The organism is candidate division WOR-3 bacterium, assembly GCA_011052815.1.
Classification (GTDB): domain Bacteria; phylum Hydrothermota; class Tepidihabitantia; order SM23-42; family SM23-42; genus DRIG01.
The window spans coordinates 1-17,818 of record DRIG01000025.1 but is presented as its reverse complement, the minus strand read 5'-3'; the positions used below and the strand labels follow the sequence as shown (position 1 = coordinate 17,818).

Here is a 17,818-nt window from a genome sequence, read left to right as displayed (position 1 = left end):
TATCCATCGCTTCAGAGAAACAACACCAGATTTTATGTTGTTTGGTTGGCACAAAGGCAAACCAATCAGATGGATAGGTCTGCTTGACCCTGGGGGCAAAGTTGTCGATATGGACCAAAACCGACTCGGAATCGGCATTATCTTCAATGTCGTAAGCAATCACCTTGACCCAGAAGAAACCATCAGGGAATTTTGCATCCTCAATCGAATCCGCATCTACTGAGTCAGGCTGCCCTTCCTGCTGTTTTGTGTTCCAGTAGCGGTCTTCTACTTGACGGAATTTGATAACCATTTTATCCGAAACTTTATGATCGCAATTAAAGAATGACAAAAAGATAAATAGCATAAATAAAATATGGCCGATTATCTTCTCCATCCTACCCCCTTATCATCAATAAATTTAACCCTGAATGAATGTGGTGCGGGAATAATATCTTCAACCGCAAAAAAGCGGATATTCTTCTCAAAAGAATGCTTTCTGCATCATTATCATTGCGCATTATCTCTTTCATAACAACCCCTATCCAATGATAAATTATGATAAAATTTTATCATTTGTCAATGCCAGGACTTTCATCGGGAGATTCTTTGTCCGCCTGCGGCGGAGGGGAAAGGGCTAAGGGCGGAGGGCGGAGGGAGCGGTGCTGGATGAAAGATCACCCCCACCTTTCTCCTCCCCCATCAAGGGGGAGGAGAAGAGGGGAAAGGGAGAGCGGGGGAAACGGTGAATAAAGGCATTTCGGAATTCGAATTTCGGAAAGAAACAGGATGTTTAGAGCGTTGAGAGCGTTGGGAGAAGGGAAAGTGAGCTGTGCTGGAAGGGAGAGATTCTTCAGTCGTCTGCCTCGGGCAGACTCCTTCAGAATGACAAAAGAGGGGGTGGATATGCGTTGAAGGTGGAGAGGAGTCAGCATGGTTCATCCTTGACATCTTATGAAAAATATCTATAATACCCTTACGGCGCCATCGTCTAGCCTGGTTTAGGACGCCGCCCTCTCAAGGCGGAGATCACGGGTTCAAATCCCGTTGGCGCTATTTTAACAAAAAAAGAGTTGACAAAAAAGAAAAATTAAATATAATTTAACTTTATGTGAAGAAAAAAATTTAAAGGAGGATGGATGGCTCAAGAAAGCAGGATCGACAGTGTGGTCGGAAAAGGAACTGTGGTGAACGGTGATATTAATGTTGACGGTTCGACAAAGATTGACGGAACGATAAAGGGAAATGTGACCACAAAGGAATGTGTGATTGTCGGTAAGGATTCCAATATCAAGGGTAATATTTCCTGCAAATCAGCAATTATCGGCGGCCGAATCGAGGGCAATATAAACGCCCAGGAGGTAATTGAGTTTCAAAGCGGTGCCCGGATGCTCGGTGACATCGTGTGCAAAGGATTGATAATCCAGCAGGGTGTTTTCTTTGAGGGTAACTGTCGGATGTCGCAGAAAACAAAGGAAAAACAATAGATGTATATAAAATTTTATGGGACAAGAGGCTCCATAGCGGTCGCAAATAAAGAGACAAAAAAATACGGCGGCAACACGACCTGTATGTATGTCGAGACAGATACTGGTGAGGCGATAATCATCGACGCCGGTACAGGAATACGGGAACTCGGTGCACACCTTCTGCAAAAGAGAAAGCTCAAGATGCACCTTATTTTCAGCCATTACCACTGGGACCATATTCAGGGCTTTCCTTTCTTCGCACCCATATTTTTCAGCAACGCGGAGATTAACATCTACGGAGCAAAAGAGGAGATAAGTGTAAGGAAGGCGTTGAATTACCAGATGACCCTGCCGTATTTCCCGGCGACACTGAAAGACCTGCGTGCGAAATTAAGGTTCAAGGAGTTGAAAAACCGGCTGAAGATCGGGAATATGACCATTCAGACGATACCGACCAACCATCCTAATTACACGGTTGCCTTCAAATTCACTGAAGGTAAACACTGTTTTGCCTTTTTGACGGACAATGAACTCCACGCAAAAGGCGGTAATACGCCGTATAAAAAATTTGTTAATTTTGTAAAAGGAGTGGATTTCTTTATTCACGACGCCCAATACACGGACGACATCTATCAGCAGCGAGTGGGTTGGGGTCATTCGACATACAATCAGGTTATGCAGCTTGCCCGGGATGCCGGAGTCAAGAGCGTAATATTTACCCATCATGACCACGGAAGTACAGACCAATTCATCGATGACAGGATTAAAGAACTTCGGGGTAAATATCGCACTTACCACATTCAGGCGGCAGCCGACGGCAAGACGATAATTCTGAAATAATCTATTATATTTTTGGAAAAGATAACATAAGAGAATGAAACCAAAAGCTTTGGTCGTTCGGGCTGCAGGGACGAATTGTGACGTGGAAACGGCGTATGCATTCGAAAAAGCCGGTGCAGAAGCCGTGCGTGTCTACATTGATGCGGTCAAAGACACGGATTTTTCTGATTACCAGATCATTGTCTTTCCCGGCGGCTTTACTTACGGCGACGACATCTCCGCGGGAAAGATTCTCGCGAACGAAATCAAGTTTAAACTGCGTGATAAGTTTCTGGATTTCATCAACCAGGGCAAGCTGATCATCGGCATCTGCAATGGTTTTCAGGTACTGGTGAAGTGCGGTATTCTGCCGGCTTTCACCGACTACTTTGAAGAACAGAGTGTAAGCCTTATCACGAACGATTCTGAACGATTTGAGGACCGCTGGGTCTATTTAAAGGTTTCTGACCGTTCGGTGTTCACAAAAGGAGTGAAGCCGATAATAACCCTGCCGGTCGCCCACGCCGAAGGCAAGTTCGTCGTTAAGAATGAAGAGGTATTGGCAAAGATTAAGGAACACATCGTCTTTCAATACGTCGACGAAAACGGAAATCAGGCGGATTACCCGTTCAATCCCAATGGTTCGCTCCTTGGTATCGCGGGTATCACCGACAGAAGCGGCAGGATTCTCGGTTTGATGCCCCATCCAGAGCGTTATATTTCTTATCTCCAGCACCCCCGTCATACCAGAGAGACTCTCGATGAGATCGGCGACGGCTTGCATATATTCAAAAATGCGGTCGATTACTTCAGTTCCTGAAGTGGATGGGTTGATTAAATAAAGAATGGAGTTTGTGTTATGAACGGTTATTTAAAAGAGCATCCAATCCTGGAATTTAAAAGAGGAGAGAAAGTAAAATTCTATTTTGAAGGAAGAGAGATTGAAGGATACGAAGGTCTTCCTATCGCCGCTGCCCTCCATGCAGCGGGTATTAAAGTCTACAGTTATTCAAAGAGGCATAATCGACCCCGGGGATTTTTCTGTGCCGTTGGAAAATGTTCGTCCTGTTTAATGGAGGTTGATGGAAAACCCAATGTTATGGTCTGTATGGAGCCGCTTAAGGCGGGAATGAAGGTGCGCCGACAAAAAGGCAGAGGGAGGTTGTAATGGCGGAACACAGATATTCAGATGTCGATATTTGCGTTATCGGCGGCGGTCCCGCGGGTCTGGAAGCAGCTATTACCGCGAAAGAGCTTGGTGCAGAGCCGCTTATCATCGACGACAACCCGATGCTCGGCGGCCAGTTGGTTAAACAGACACACAAGTTTTTCGGCTCCAAAGCCCACTATTGTGGAGTGAGAGGGATAAATATCGCGAAGATCCTGACTGACAGGGTCGAGGAATTGAAGATTGAGGTTCTGCACAATGCTACAGTTGTCGGCTATTATGATGACGACACGATCGGCGTGCTCCGCAATGACCGTTTGTTTCAGGTCAAGGCTAAGAGATACGTCTTTGCGACCGGCGCAAGCGAAAATATGCTCGCCTTTGAAAACGCCGATCTTCCCGGAGTCTATGGAGCCGGAGCGGTTCAGACAATGATGAATGTGTACGGCGTGGTTCCCGGCAAAAAGGCACTGGTCATCGGCTCCGGTAACATCGGTTTGATCGTTCCTTATCAGCTGTTACAGGCTGGTGTTGAGGTGGCGGCGATCGTGGAGATTATGGACAAGGTGGGTGGTTATTATGTGCATGCGGCAAAGATCAAACGGGCAGGCGTGCCCATTTATCTGAAGCACACCATCCTTGAAGCCCGGGGCAAAGATTGCGTTGAAGGAGCGGTCATTGCCGAAGTCGACGATAAATACAGGTGTATCAAAGGAACCGAAAAGCTCATTGACTGTGATATGGTTCTTATTGCGATTGGTCTGTCACCGCTGTGTGAACTGCTCTATCACGCCGGCTGCCGTATTGACTTTATCCCTGAACTCGGAGGCCATATCCCCTATCATAACGAGGATATGCAGACCTCTCGTTCCCATATCTTCGTGTGCGGTGACCTCGCCTGCATTGAAGAGGCGTCGACCGCCATGTTGGAAGGAAAGATCGCCGGTGCCAAGGTCTATGAGAGTCTCTTTGGAGAAAATGATTCAGCAGAGGAGATCGCCCGACAGGCAAAAAAAGAGCTTGCGACAATCCGGTCTTCCCCTTTTGAGCAGAGAATCGTCGCCGGCAAGAAACGGTTGGGCATAAAGACGGTTTAAGCATAGCCTTTATATTGACACTTAAGTAAAATTAAATATAATGAAGTAAAATGGATACGACAGCAATCTTGAAATCACTGGCAGGCCTGGGCGGGCTGAGTCTGGTCTTCGGGGTCGTTCTCGCACTTGCCTTTAAAAAACTCTCCGTAAAGATCAGTGAGCAGGAAAAGAGATTGAAAGAGATCCTGCCCGGTGTTAATTGCGGTGCCTGTGGATTTCCCGGCTGTGAGGCGTATGCCCATGCCCTGGCTGCGGAAAAAGACGGGGTCGCGGCGAATTTATGTACAGTGGGTGGTTCTGAAACAGCGAAGAAGATCGGTGAGATTCTCGGAATTAAGGTTGAGGCGACCGAGCCCCAGATATGCGTGCTCAGGTGCCGCGGCGGCATAAATGATGCGGTTGAGAAATTTGAATATCGGGGTCCTGGTGACTGCCGAAGTAACTATATCCTTCTGGGCGGTAATAAGGCGTGTGAATACGGGTGTTTAGGAGGAGGCCATTGTGCCGCGGTGTGTCCGTTCGGCGCCATAACAATGGGGCCAGACCGTCTGCCGATCATTGATCCGGATAAGTGTACTGCCTGCGGTGTCTGTGTCAGGGAATGTCCACGTCAGGTGCTGGAACTCATTCCCCGTTCCCAGTTGATTTTTCTCGCCTGCAAAACCCTGGATAAGGGCAAGGCTGTAAAGAACGTCTGCAAGGTCGGCTGTATCGGATGTACCCTCTGTGTCAAGGTATGTCCTTATGAGGGAGCCATCGCCATGCAGGGTAACCTGCCGAAGATAGATTTTGAAAAGTGCACTTCCTGCGGCATATGTTTTCACAAGTGCCCGACCAAATCATTTGTTGACCGTGCAAAAGCTCGGCCCTATGCCATTATCTCGTCAAAGTGTAATGGCTGCGGTGAATGTGTAAAGGTCTGTCAGTTCAAGGCGATTGAGGGAGAGCCGGGCAAGCGGCATACAGTGATAAAAGACAAATGTATTGGATGCGGCCGCTGCTTTGAGGTCTGCCCGATAAAAGTGATTACCATGGCAGGTGCCCTGGGATACGCTGAGGCGGCGTAGTCCTGTCGGATTTGAACACTTGGAATTATCATGAAATTGTTCTATGCAAACTCTTCATTGGATCGGGCGGAAATTGTCGTGCTCGGTCTTCCCTATGACCGCACCTCTTCATTTATCCCGGGTTCAAGATTCGGACCTGTATATATTCGCCTCTGCACTGAAAATATCGAAGACTATTCGCCGTACCAGAAAGAGAGCCCTTCTCAGAAAGAAATTTGTGATTTTGGTGATGTCTCTTTTGAGACGCGGGACTGGGAAGTCGAGATAAAGAAAAATTTGGCTTCTATCGGTTATAATAAAAAGATCATCGGACTCGGTGGCGAACACACAATATCCCTTCCGCTGATAAGATTCTACAAAGAAAAGTTCAAAGATATTACTGTTTTTGTATTGGACGCCCATTGTGACCTGCGCGACCAGTATCTTGGAGAAAAGATATGTCACGCCACAGTGATGCGTCGTGTGAGTGAATTGATCGGGGTTGAAAATTTGTATCAATTCGGGATTCGTTCCGGCACAGAACAGGAATTCGGGTTTCATAAACATATTTATAAATTTGAAGTCTTTAAACCCCTGAGTGCAGTCATCAACACCATTAAAACCCCGATCTATTTATCGATCGACGTGGACGTTTTAGACCCCGGTGTCGCGCCGGCGGTCGCCACGCCCTGTCCTGGAGGTGTCTCTTATCAGGAATTGGTCCAGGCGCTGTTGTTGTTCAGGGATAAAGAGGTGGTCGGTGCAGATATCGTGGAATACAATCCATTAGCCGCTTCACCTTGGCAATCAGGCACGCTCGCGGCTGAATTACTGCGGGAACTTACCCTCATCCTGGGATAAATTTTTTTTCTCAAGCAGATATTTTTGAACCATCTTTGAATCTTCCCTTTTTCCGTTCACCTCCTGGTTTTTCTTGACATTTAAACCCTTCTGTCTATAATTTTCAAGGAGGTTTTATGACCGCACTTATAATTTTAATTCTGGTCAATCAATCATTTTTTGACAATATCGAAAACAAACAGGTCTTTTATCCTGAGACTGTCCGGGCAGAATCCACCCATTCCTATGACGTGCTCCACTATTTAATCGACCTGACTTTACCCATGGATTCACGCTACTTAGAGGGTGCAGTCACAATTGCCGCACGCAGTAATCAGAACAATCTGACGACCGTGGACCTGCATCTTTTAGGGCTCAATGTCGATTCAGTGAAGGTCGACGGTGTTACTGCCGCCTCATACACCCACAATTACGAAACCCTTTACGTCACCCTTCCCCAGCCCCAGAACGTCAATGACTCTTTTAATATTATGGTGGGCTACAGCGGTACTGCCTCAGGCAGTATGGGGTATCTCTTTTATCAGAGCTCCCACCCGATCTCTTACACCCTGGGCTGTCCCTTCTGCACCCGGCGCTGGCTGCCGTGCTATGACCGGGTCTGGGACAAGGCAGACTACGGGGTTGAGTTCTATATTACAGTGCCTGATTCCTTTACGGTCTGTGCAACCGGTGAATACCTCGGTAAAGAGGTGTCTGACGGCAGGGCGACCTATCATTGGAAGCACGATCAGCCGATTGCTCCTTATCTGATACACTTCGCCTCGAGTGTCTTTACCACCTATTCAGACTGGTTCGTGCCTGGGACCGGAGACAGCGTCGAAATTAAATACTACTTCTGGCCCCAGGATACAATCTATGCACCGACGGCTTTTCAATATACGACCGACATCCTCTACTTCTATGATTCACTCTTTGGAAGTTATCCGTTTGACCGCTATGGAATGGATATCCTCTATCCTTTTTCTTATGCGGGCATGGAGCATCAGACGATGAGTTCAATCTATCGTCCGGGTTTTGTGGGCAACGACTATTATCTTATGGCGCATGAGACCTCACACCAGTGGTGGGGTGATATGATAACCTGTTTCGGCTGGAAAAACGTCTGGTTGAATGAAGGTTTTGCCACTTATTGTGACGCCCTTTATCGGGAACGCCGCGAAGGGCATCAGGCATTCATCGACGTGATGGTTTCGAGAAGAAACAGTTATTTTTCTTCAGAGGCGTCCTATCCACATCCGATTTACGACCCGCCTGACAGTTATATCTTTGACTGGGGTCACTCATATTGCAAGGGCGCGTGGGTTCTTCATATGATAAGGTATTTGTGCGGAGACGACAATACCTGGCTGACATTGATGTCCACATATCGGGATTCCTTCGCCTACAAGAACGCCTCAACCGCTGACCTCAATCAGATAATGAATCAGGTGCTGGGCGGTGATTATGACTGGTTCTTCCAGGAATGGGTTTATGACCTGTACTATCCCATCTACGACATTGTCTGGAGAAAGGTCTATGAAGCGCCCAACTGGCGTCTGTTGCTCGACGTCACCCAGACCCAGACCATGGGACCTGCTGTATTTCATATGCCGCTGCCGATCGGCGTCAATTATGCAGCTGGTGACACGCTGATCACCCTGTCGATAAACCAATCTCCTCAGCACTTTGAATTCGTCCTTGCTCAGGAGCCCGTTTCAATTACGGTCGACCCGGAAACATGGATAATTCAGAAAAACACCGTAACCCAGGGGATTACTGAATTTGTTGAAGAACCGGTGAGGATTGAGAAGATAAACAGTATCGGTCGGGCGATCAAACTTAAACTCTCACGACCGTATTTAATCAAGATTTTTGACATCACGGGAAGAAAGGTCTTTGAAACAGAGGCGGCGGAGTTGATTTACCGTCCCTTGAGTGCGGGTGTTTATCACGTCGTCGTCGGCGACAGGACCAGTCGGGTGGTGGTGATTAAATAAAGCCTTTTGATAGATTGACATACTGTCATTTATTACTATAATTGAAATAGTATGGATAAAAAACTTAATATCCTCGTAACCGGTGCAGCCGGGTTCATCGGCTGGAAAGTATGTGAATTCCTCCTCGCCAAACCAGAACTAATCCCCAATGACATAATGACCGATGACTCAGCGACTATTTCTGTTGTCGGCATTGACAACATGAACGACTACTACGACGTGCGGCTCAAAGAATGGCGGCTCGAGCAGTTGAAAAGGCATCCGAACTTTGAATTCCACAAACTCGATATTGAGAACCGCGATGTCTTAGAAAGACTCTTTCAGCAATATTCAACTCGAAAAACTCCTTCTTCTTTGTCTTCTGCTCCGTTCTTCGCCGTCATCAATCTCGCCGCCCGTGCCGGAGTGCGTTATTCTATGGAAAACCCTTTTGTATATTACACCACAAACGTGCTGGGTACGCTAAATCTTCTGGAATTATGCCGTGTTTATGGAATAAAGAAGTTCATCCTTGCATCGACCTCTTCGCTCTATGCCGGTCAAAAGATGCCGTTTAAAGAGACCCTGCCGGTGAATGAGCCGATTTCACCTTATGCCGCTTCAAAAAAGGGTGCTGAGGTGACCTGTTATACTTATCATCGGTTATATGACCTGGACATTACGATTGTCCGGTACTTTACGGTCTATGGACCAGCAGGTAGACCCGATATGAGTATCTTCAGATTCATCTACTGGATCGACCAGGAAGAGCCGGTGATTATTTACGGCGACGGGACTCAATCGCGTGATTTCACGTATGTCGACGACATTGCACGCGGCACGATTCTGGCGCTGAGACCGCTCGGCTTTGAGATTATCAATCTCGGCGGTGACCAGCCCCATAAGCTGATAGACGTACTCCATAATATTGAAGGGCTTCTCGGCAAAAAGGCGAAGATCGAACATCAGCCGTTTCACCCTGCGGACATGCTCGCCACCTGGGCGGACGTGACCAGGGCAAAAGAACTTCTCAACTGGCGGCCTCAGATCGATATTGGAAGGGGCATTGAATCTGCAGTAGACTGGTATCAAAAAAATAGAAGCTGGGCAAAAAGAATAAAGATTTAGTAGATTTCGACTTCACTCAAAAATAATCTTCCTGAGATAAGTTGGTTTGAGCAAATGCGGAAAGTGGAACTTTAGATGTATACAGGCGAAGTGTTCTGATGTAAAATACTTGAAATGTTGACAATAATTTAAAATTAGGTATACTTGCGTATATGAAGAAAAGTGAGAAATTGATTCGCTACTTACAGGTGCTGTTAAAATGGCGCTATTTTGTTATAAAACTGGTACTCATTACTACTATAGCATCTCTTATAATCAGTCTGTTAATAACCCCTCAATTCACTGCCACTGCAACGATATTACCTCCGAGTTCCGACCAGATGACAATGCTTGGAATGATCTCTGCCGACATCCCCGGGAATATAGCCGGCTTGGCCAAAATATCCGGTCTCTCTGGGATGGTTACACCGTCGGATCTTTTTGCCGCGATAATGCACAGCGGTCGTATAAAAGGAAAGATAATCAGAAGATTCAATCTGATGAAGGAATTTGGAACCAAAACATTTTCTGACGCTTCGAAACAGCTCGATGCCATTACAAAGATAGAGGTTTCACCGGAGGGGCTCATTTCTGTTGCAGTAACTTATAAAAATAAAAATCTCGCCGCTGACATTGCCAATGCTTATATTGAAGAGTTGGACAAATTTAACCGAGAGACCGCCATGACTTCCGGAAAGAAATATCGTATCTTTATTGAAAAAAGATTGAAAGAGACCGAGGATTCATTAACTAAAGCCGAAGAATCGCTGAGGAAGTTCCAGGAAAAGCATCGGACCATCGCCCTTGATATTGAAATTGAAAAGGTGATTGAGACGATCGCCACCTTGAAGAGTCAAATTATTTTGAAAGAGGTTCAGAAGGGTGCATCCGGAGGCGTTAATAATCCATATACACGGAGCATTGAGCAGGAGTTGAGAGAGCTGAGAAAACAGCTTGCAAAGATTGAGTTCGGCAGCAAGACGAAGAAGAGAGATGAGTTCGGTGCCGGATTTTCGATTCCGCTCTCCAATCTTCCTGAAGTCTCTTTGGAATATGCTCGATTGTTGCGGAATGTTAAAGTCCAGGAGACGATATACGAAGTTCTTACCCAACAGTACGAGCAGGCGAAGATTCTGGAGGTGAAAGATACACCGACCGTGGAGATTCTCGATAAAGCTTCTCCGCCCGAGAAGAAAAGTTATCCAAAAAGAAGCGCCATCGTCATATTTTGTGCGGGTTTGAGTCTGCTGACCGGTTTTGTCCTTACTTTCTTTTTTGAATATTTAGAGGAGATTAAGAAAGTTTCAGAATGGCAGGAAATTTACAAAATAATGAATCAGGACTTTATAAAATTTAAAGAACGTCTATTCAGATTTTTTAAGAAAAAATAAAAATGATAACCGACGCAGTATTCAAGCCCTTTGCCGAACAGTGCCTGCAACCAAAAGCGAAGATGGAGCGGCTTTCTGGTCATGCCTCGAAGAAAAATATTCATTGATGCAACTGGAATCGTAAATACTCCAACAGGTCTGGGTAAATATAGTTTTTATTTATTGAAGGCACTGCTCAAGATAAAAGAATATAATTTCACGGTGCTCGTGCAAAATTCTCTTTCCAGAGAGCATCCCCTGTTTTCTCTCGAAAAGGAGAACGTTTACTTTAATACCATCAAGGCACCTGTAATCGGTCCCTGGCGTGACCTGATTCTATTTTACATACGAAACCTCATCAATCAACACGACTTATATCATTGCCTGAGTTCATACTTTCCGGCATTCGGTATCCGAACATCATCTATCGTAACGATACACGACCTTAAGTATCTTTTCTTCCCGGAATTTTTCAGAAGCGGCTTTAAAGCCGTCTATTACAAATGGATTATCACCAGAGGAATTCATAAAGCGACGGGGATTATCGCAGTGTCTGAAGCGACCAAAAAGGATATAGTGTTATTTGGGGGGTCTCCAGATAAGATACGGGTTATCTACGAAGCACCGACAATTTCAAACTCTACGAATCAAGATCTGCCGCCGGGGTTAAAGGGTAAACGATATTTTCTGTTCGTCGGAGAAAACAGGCCCCATAAGAACGTAAAGAGATTGATCGAGGCTTTCATCAGGGTCTCTAAACAGCTTGGTGATTCTGTCCCTTATCTTGTTCTTGTGGGTCCTAAATATGCGGTTTTCAAGAGTGAAACAAGATGTGACAAAATTATCTTTTTCGGAACGGCGTCAGAGAACACGTTATGCGCACTTTACAAAAATGCATTGGCACTTGTTTATCCCTCTCTGTATGAAGGCTTTGGTCTACCCCTCCTGGAGGCGATGTCCCTGCAGGTGCCGGTGATAACATCAAATATATCTTCAATGCCTGAAGTTGCCGGAGAAGCTGCGCTTTATGTCGACCCCCGTGATGTTGAACAGATGGCGTCGGCACTGTTGCTTATGATAAAAGATGAAAAAAAGAGAAAAGAACTGATTAAAAAGGGAACGCATAGAGTTAGAGATTTTTCCTGGAAAAGAGCAGCGGATCAGGTGTGTGGATTTTATGAACAGATTATCTCCCGTGCATAAAATAAACGTTTGTCATATTATAGCAAAGATGGTGTATGGAGGTGCCTCAATAGGAACTTTGCACTTGGTTGAAAAGCTCGATTCAAAATTATTTGCCTGTACGATAATTCATGGATTTCAATCGGAGAATGAAGGTCGTCTGCTGGCTCATGGAAGAAGAAAGAATTTAAATTTCATTACTCTTCCCAGCCTGGTCCGCGAAATAAATTTGATTAAGGACTTTCTGACTTTCTTAAGACTTGTTGCAATTTTAAAAAAGCACCGGTATAAAATCGTTCACACCCATGGTTCGAAAGCCGGTGTCATCGGCAGGATTGCCGCAGGAGTTGCACGTACTCCTGTTATTCTTCATACAGTACACGGCTGGGGTCTTAAAGCGGGAAATTCATTCGCCCAGATGTTTTTCAGATTTATCGAAAAAATTATCGCCACCTTTACGACAAAGCTGCTTTTTCAGACAGAGGCAGATATGAAAGAAGCTGAACTGTATAAAATCGGAGAAGCCGCCAAATATTATTTCATCGGCAACGGTATTAATTTGCGTTCATTTTTGCATTACGATCAGCATTCAGTGGAACATGCACGCTTGAAATTTAATCCCGGCGGTCGAAGAGTGATAGGAACGATTGGACGGGTCAGTGCACAGAAAAATCCAGAAGGTTTTGTGAAGATCGCCCAGGGGGTGCTGCAAAAAAGAAAAGATGTTATTTTTCTTTTTGTAGGCGGCGGTGAACTGCTGGAACAAATGAGAGAAAAAATCCGCGTTCTTAACTTATCTGATTATATTGTATTTACCGGTGTAGTGGAAGATATTCCCCCTTTACTGGCTATCTTTGATATATTTATTCTTCCTTCACTATGGGAAGGACTGCCGCGTTCGTTACTCGAAGGGATGGCAATGGCGAAACCTGTTGTTGCCCACAAGGTGAGTGGTATCGATGAGATTATTAATAATGGATTCAACGGGATTACCGTCGCCATTAATCGATACGATCTGTTTGTAGACGCCATTAATAATTTACTCGAAGACAACGATTTATGTAAAAAATTCGGAACGGCCGCCCGGAAAACCGCTCTTAATTACGATTACGAGAATGTAATAGATCGAACGATCAATTTATATCTGGACCTGGCTGATGATTGATATATTGGTGATGATATATCATTACTTCCGTGCTTCGTCTGAAAATTTGTTGAAGAACAAAACCTTGTATGGGATAATGGTCGTAATGGCATTGGTTTTGGGATGTAAGGCATTAAAAGGGGAAAATTTATTGATCAACGGTGATTTTGAAACGGGTATAGCACCGGGCTGGGAACCGTCTTTTGTCCAGGGCGTTACCGTAAAGATCGATACTTTTGTACACTACTCAGGGGGCAGCAGTTTAAAGATTGAGAATTTCAGAACAGAGAATAATGAATTTTACGGATGTAACCAGCGGGTAAAAGACTTTATCAGGGGCAGATGGTATCGTGTTGTTGCGGCGGTAAAAGCTTCAAATTATTCCGGTCGTATAGGAATCGCCGTCCATTATTTCGATGCGCACGGCCGTAAACTGCCCATAAAGAATGCTGATCTATCAATTAACTGCTCTGATGAAAATAAGGATTGGGGAATTTATCATCTCAATTTTTATACTCACAGAGAAGCAAGTTCAATACTTATTGCATTGTACATAAAAGGAAACGGCACGGTATGGTTTGACGACGTCAGATTATCGGCTTTAGAGGAGAATTCTGGTGATACCCTCAAAACTTCTGACGGCGCTTACTTATTGCATCGGGAAAAAGCGACTGTTTGGTTTGAATACGCCGAGAAGAAGGTTTTTCGTCATACCCATCCGCCTCAAGACCAGAAGAACGGAATTGAAATTTTTTGTGCAAAGAACGAATGGGAGTCTTTTCAAATAGTGATTGTTCCCCAAGATGGATTTAAGCGATGTTCGATAAAATTCAGTGACCTCCTGGCGAAACAGAATAATGACGTAATTCCAAAACACCTGTTTTCGTCTTATAAGGTAGGTTATGTAAAAGTAAATCAGGCGTCTAACACCGACGGAGTTGCCGGGTTACATCCGGATTACTTAAAACCGGATTCTGTCTTCGATCTGTCCAGGCAGGTTAACAACCCGATATGGGTGAATGTTTTTATTCCGTCACACATAAATTCTGGTATCTATACCGGTGAGGTTACCCTGGTCTTTCAGGATGATTATTCTGTTCACATTCCCATAAAGGTAAATGTTTGGGATTTCGTCTTACCGAGAGAAAATCACATATTTATTCGATCCAATTTCTGGCTTTCGCTTATAAAACAATATGATCACAGAAAAGAAGCGGAGATCCTGAAAGATTATTACAATAATCTGCATTCCCATCGAGTAAACGTCCTTCGCAATGTTTCTTTAAAAACAGAATATATCCAGGGTAAGTTGATCTGCCATTTTGCTGAATTTGACGAAAAGGTGGAAAAACTGTTTAAAGATTACGGTTTTGATGCGATAACAGTTGGTCCTTTTCTCGGAGATGCAAGCGGGTGGAGATATCGGAGAAAATGGATGGGTGTTGAGACGGGTTCGAATGAATTTTGGGATTTGCTGAAAGAGTATTGTAGAAAACTGGAATCTCACTTGAAAAAACGGGGATGGCTGGAAAAATGCTGGCTTCAATACTGGGATGAACCCCGGCTTGAGGACGTCGGTTATGATAAAATAATACAGATTGCAAAGGTGATTAAGGAAAGCGCTCCCCGCTTAAAAATATTTATGACCACAAAACCATTTCCCGAATTACGCGGGCTCATAGATATTTGGTGTATACCATTCAACAGACAGTCCTTTGATGAAGCAGAGGTTCACAAACGGCAATCTGCAGGCGATTTGATATTCGTTTATCACAATGATCCATACATTGACACGCCCTTGATTGATAAACGTTTATATGCCTGGCGATACTGGAAAGCGAATGTTGACGGTGCCTATAGCTGGTGGAACTTAACGCACTGGGAAGAAAATCCGTATTATAATTCCAGGATGTTGCAATCCGGAGCCGGCGGGAAAAAAGTTTCGCTTAAAGCCGGTGACGGAGTTCTGTTATATCCTAATCCGGACTTTTCCGGACCGCCGATAAATTCTTTGCGCTGGGAAATTTTCCGACAGGGATTGGAAGACTATGAATATTTCTGGATATTGACTCAGAGGATCAAAAAAGTGTTAAACCGGCTGGAGGATAATCGATTTTTCTCTGATTATCAGCACTATAAGCCAGATAAGTTGGTCGGCAATCTTATAAAAGATTATCTCTCGACGTGGGAAAGAAGTATTTCATCATTGTACCGGATCAGACGCAAAATCGCTCAGGAAATACTGGAGGTCGATGAACACCCATATATTTTTGTCAAAACAATTCCAGAAGAGGGGAGTAAAGTCAAGGACCACATAAAGATATACGGGCTGACTGAAAGCGGGGTTCATATTTATATCGAGGGGATTAAGTCGGCTGTTGATGATCACGGTCTCTTTGAAGCAAGAGTGAAAGTTCCACGGGAAAAGATTTTGACGATAGTCGCACGGCAGGGTAATAAGAAAAAGGAGATTAAACTTGAATTCAAATAAGGACTCAGGATGAATCAAATTAAAAAAAGGTACAAAATATGTCAAATCGTCCGACACGCTCAAATAGCCGGGACTGAAAAACACGTGTTTTTACTGGCGGAGAATATGTCGAAAGAATACTTTGATATAAACGTATGTACCTTTGAACACGGTGTCTTAGTGGATCGACTGAAGGCTCAGGGGGTTAATACTTATGTTATTCCTTATAATCATATAATAACACATTTCTTGAAGTTGATAAAGTTCCTCAGAAGACACAAGTTTGATATAGTTCACTCCCACTCAGGCGGGTATGCCTGCATCGCCGCAAAAATTGCGGGTTGTAAAAGAATTATATACACAAAACACGGGGTAGGATTTACCTTAAAGGAGTTAAAAAAGATATCCTTCATCCGCAAGATGAGAAATTGGATTATTGATAGATGTGTTGATGTGTATATAGCGTTGACAAAGCACGATAAATTGATACTGAGAAAATTTCTCAATATTCCTTCCCGAAAAGTCGTAGTTATCTATAACGGTGTTCCGGATATTTCTTTTAAGGAAACAGGAAAAAAACGGTTTGAAGATCGACCTGTTGTCGGAACAGTTGCTCGTCTCGTAAAACAAAAGGGAATTGAGTATTTAATCAAAGCAGTTCCTTTAATAAGAGACAAGTATAAAAATCTTTCTGTTTTAATTGTGGGCTGCGGAAGCGAGGAAGAGCACCTGAAAGACCTGGTTCACAGGTACGGCTTGGAGAAGACGGTTAGATTTCTCGGTTACATAGAGAACCCTCTTGAAATAATAAGTTCTTTTGACGTATTTTTACTGCCTTCTTTATGGGAAGGCTTTCCCTACGTTCTTTTGGAGGCGATGTATCTTAAAAAACCTATTGTCGCCACTGATATTTTCGGTATAAAAGAAGTCATTGAGAATAATAAATCAGGCATTCTCGTTAAAGTCAGATCTCCAGAAAGTATTTCAGAGGCGGTTTTGTATTTATTGGGGAACAGAGAAAAAGCCCTGAAATTGGGAGAGTCAGCCTATAAACGGGTCCTGAGTTGTTTTTCTTTAGAAAAAACCATCGCACAGATCGAGAGATTGTATTACACCATAATAAAAAACAAAAGATTTTCACAACTGGTTGAATAGACTCATTTCATACGCAAACCATCTTCGTAGATCAGCTTTATTCTATTTATATGCTTCTCGACTGAAAATTTCGTCTGCACAACCTTACGGCCGTTTCTAACCAACTCAGCGGTTAACGTCCGATTTTTCAACAATTTTAAAATTGCTTCACTTAATGCCCGTGGATCACCCGGTTCAACAAGCAGACCGTTTTCACCATGCGTTATTATTTCTGGAACGCCTCCCACCTTTGTACCAATCACTGGAACACCGCAGGCCATAGCTTCGGCAAGAACACGACCGAATCCTTCTTTCTTCGGTGATGCAAGCACTACGACGTCTAACGCCGAGATGAGTTCCGCGATCTTCTTCTGTCTGTTTATTAAAATTAAGTTTGATAAAACACCGATCTGCTCAGCGGTTCTGGATAATTTTTCCCTGTATCCCTTTATCCACTCATCGCCGGCAATCAGAAGACAGGTATCTGGATATTGTCGAACAACCGACGCCATTGCTCTGATAAGTATTTCAAATCCTTTGTCGGGTGTCAATCGTCCCAGTGAGCCGATGATTATTGAATTTTTTGAAAGCCCGAATTTCTTGCGACAGGTTGCCCTGTTTTGAGGCCTAAACAGTTCGGTGTCTATCGGATTATAAACCACTGAAATTTTATCCGGTTTCATCCCCGCTTTTATCAGAGTTTGCTCAACCGCCCGCGAAATTGCAATAACTCTGTTTACAAAAAGCGAGATCAATTTGACGTAGAATCTGATTGTTATGGATTTATATTGCAGTAAGATTCTGACATGCCAAAAAATAGGGATTTTATGAATTACAGACGGGAAAATAATCAATCCGATACTTTCGAGTGTATTTGTATGAATTATATCCGGTTTAGTTGATTTTATGACTTTATTCAATCGGAAAAGATTTTTCATAAAAAGGAAGACGTCATATAAACAGGTAAATAAATTCAATCCCCAATACCGATTATGCCATCTCATTCTTATCGGTTTC

The 17,818-nt window shown here is 44.1% G+C and carries 14 protein-coding genes, 1 tRNA gene and 1 pseudogene; 14 read left to right on the top strand and 2 right to left on the bottom strand.

Translation table 11 applies throughout. The features are described from left to right. On the bottom strand, nucleotides 1-376 hold a 376-nt coding region (locus tag ENI34_02205), incomplete at its 3' end, for a hypothetical protein (GenBank protein HEC77938.1). 583 nt (nucleotides 377-959) lie between these two features. On the opposite strand from ENI34_02205, the gene ENI34_02200 reads away from it, so the two are divergent. From ENI34_02200 to ENI34_02135, 14 genes and pseudogenes are all read left to right on the top strand, one after another. Then, nucleotides 960-1,035: transfer RNA gene (locus ENI34_02200), tRNA-Glu, on the top strand. Between the two features lie 83 nt (nucleotides 1,036-1,118). After that, nucleotides 1,119-1,466: a polymer-forming cytoskeletal protein gene (locus ENI34_02195; protein ID HEC77937.1), complete on the top strand. Its 348-nt coding sequence runs from the start codon at nucleotides 1,119-1,121 to the stop codon at nucleotides 1,464-1,466. Then, a complete protein-coding gene (locus ENI34_02190; GenBank protein ID HEC77936.1) occupies nucleotides 1,467-2,288 on the top strand; it encodes an MBL fold metallo-hydrolase in 822 nt (273 codons plus the stop codon). It abuts the gene before it with no gap. 34 nt (nucleotides 2,289-2,322) lie between these two features. Next, complete coding sequence (gene purQ / locus ENI34_02185) at nucleotides 2,323-3,087, top strand: phosphoribosylformylglycinamidine synthase I (protein HEC77935.1); 765 nt, start codon at nucleotides 2,323-2,325, stop codon at nucleotides 3,085-3,087. Between the two features lie 39 nt (nucleotides 3,088-3,126). Beyond that, nucleotides 3,127-4,532: pseudogene (locus ENI34_02180) on the top strand (FAD-dependent oxidoreductase). A gap of 50 nt (nucleotides 4,533-4,582) precedes the next feature. Then, on the top strand, nucleotides 4,583-5,599 hold the full coding sequence (locus tag ENI34_02175) for a 4Fe-4S dicluster domain-containing protein (protein HEC77934.1): 1,017 nt from the start codon (nucleotides 4,583-4,585) through the stop codon (nucleotides 5,597-5,599). Nucleotides 5,600-5,629: 30 nt separating this feature from the next. Continuing rightward, entirely contained in the window at nucleotides 5,630-6,439 is an 810-nt protein-coding gene (gene speB / locus ENI34_02170; GenBank protein ID HEC77933.1) for an agmatinase, read from the top strand. Nucleotides 6,440-6,555: 116 nt separating this feature from the next. Beyond that, entirely contained in the window at nucleotides 6,556-8,415 is a 1,860-nt protein-coding gene (locus ENI34_02165; GenBank protein HEC77932.1) for a M1 family peptidase, read from the top strand. Nucleotides 8,416-8,466: 51 nt separating this feature from the next. Further along, the gene (locus ENI34_02160; protein ID HEC77931.1) at nucleotides 8,467-9,522 is read left to right on the top strand and encodes an NAD-dependent epimerase/dehydratase family protein; all 1,056 of its coding nucleotides are present in this window, start codon (nucleotides 8,467-8,469) and stop codon (nucleotides 9,520-9,522) included. Between the two features lie 152 nt (nucleotides 9,523-9,674). Beyond that, nucleotides 9,675-10,892, top strand: coding sequence for a hypothetical protein (locus ENI34_02155; GenBank protein ID HEC77930.1), 1,218 nt, complete (start codon nucleotides 9,675-9,677; stop codon nucleotides 10,890-10,892). Between the two features lie 81 nt (nucleotides 10,893-10,973). After that, the gene (locus tag ENI34_02150) at nucleotides 10,974-12,074 is read left to right on the top strand and encodes a glycosyltransferase family 1 protein (GenBank protein HEC77929.1); all 1,101 of its coding nucleotides are present in this window, start codon (nucleotides 10,974-10,976) and stop codon (nucleotides 12,072-12,074) included. Further along, nucleotides 12,049-13,218, top strand: coding sequence for a glycosyltransferase family 1 protein (locus tag ENI34_02145; GenBank protein ID HEC77928.1), 1,170 nt, complete (start codon nucleotides 12,049-12,051; stop codon nucleotides 13,216-13,218). Before ENI34_02150 ends, ENI34_02145 begins: the two co-directional genes overlap by 26 nt. Then, the gene (locus tag ENI34_02140; GenBank protein ID HEC77927.1) at nucleotides 13,211-15,688 is read left to right on the top strand and encodes a DUF4091 domain-containing protein; all 2,478 of its coding nucleotides are present in this window, start codon (nucleotides 13,211-13,213) and stop codon (nucleotides 15,686-15,688) included. The genes ENI34_02145 and ENI34_02140 overlap by 8 nt, the downstream gene beginning before the upstream one ends. A gap of 9 nt (nucleotides 15,689-15,697) precedes the next feature. Further along, the gene (locus ENI34_02135) at nucleotides 15,698-16,822 is read left to right on the top strand and encodes a glycosyltransferase family 1 protein (GenBank protein HEC77926.1); all 1,125 of its coding nucleotides are present in this window, start codon (nucleotides 15,698-15,700) and stop codon (nucleotides 16,820-16,822) included. Between the two features lie 2 nt (nucleotides 16,823-16,824). On the opposite strand, the gene ENI34_02130 is transcribed toward ENI34_02135, so the two are convergent. Then, nucleotides 16,825-17,818 (bottom strand): glycosyltransferase family 1 protein (locus ENI34_02130; protein HEC77925.1); only part of this gene is annotated, 994 nt, incomplete at its 5' end.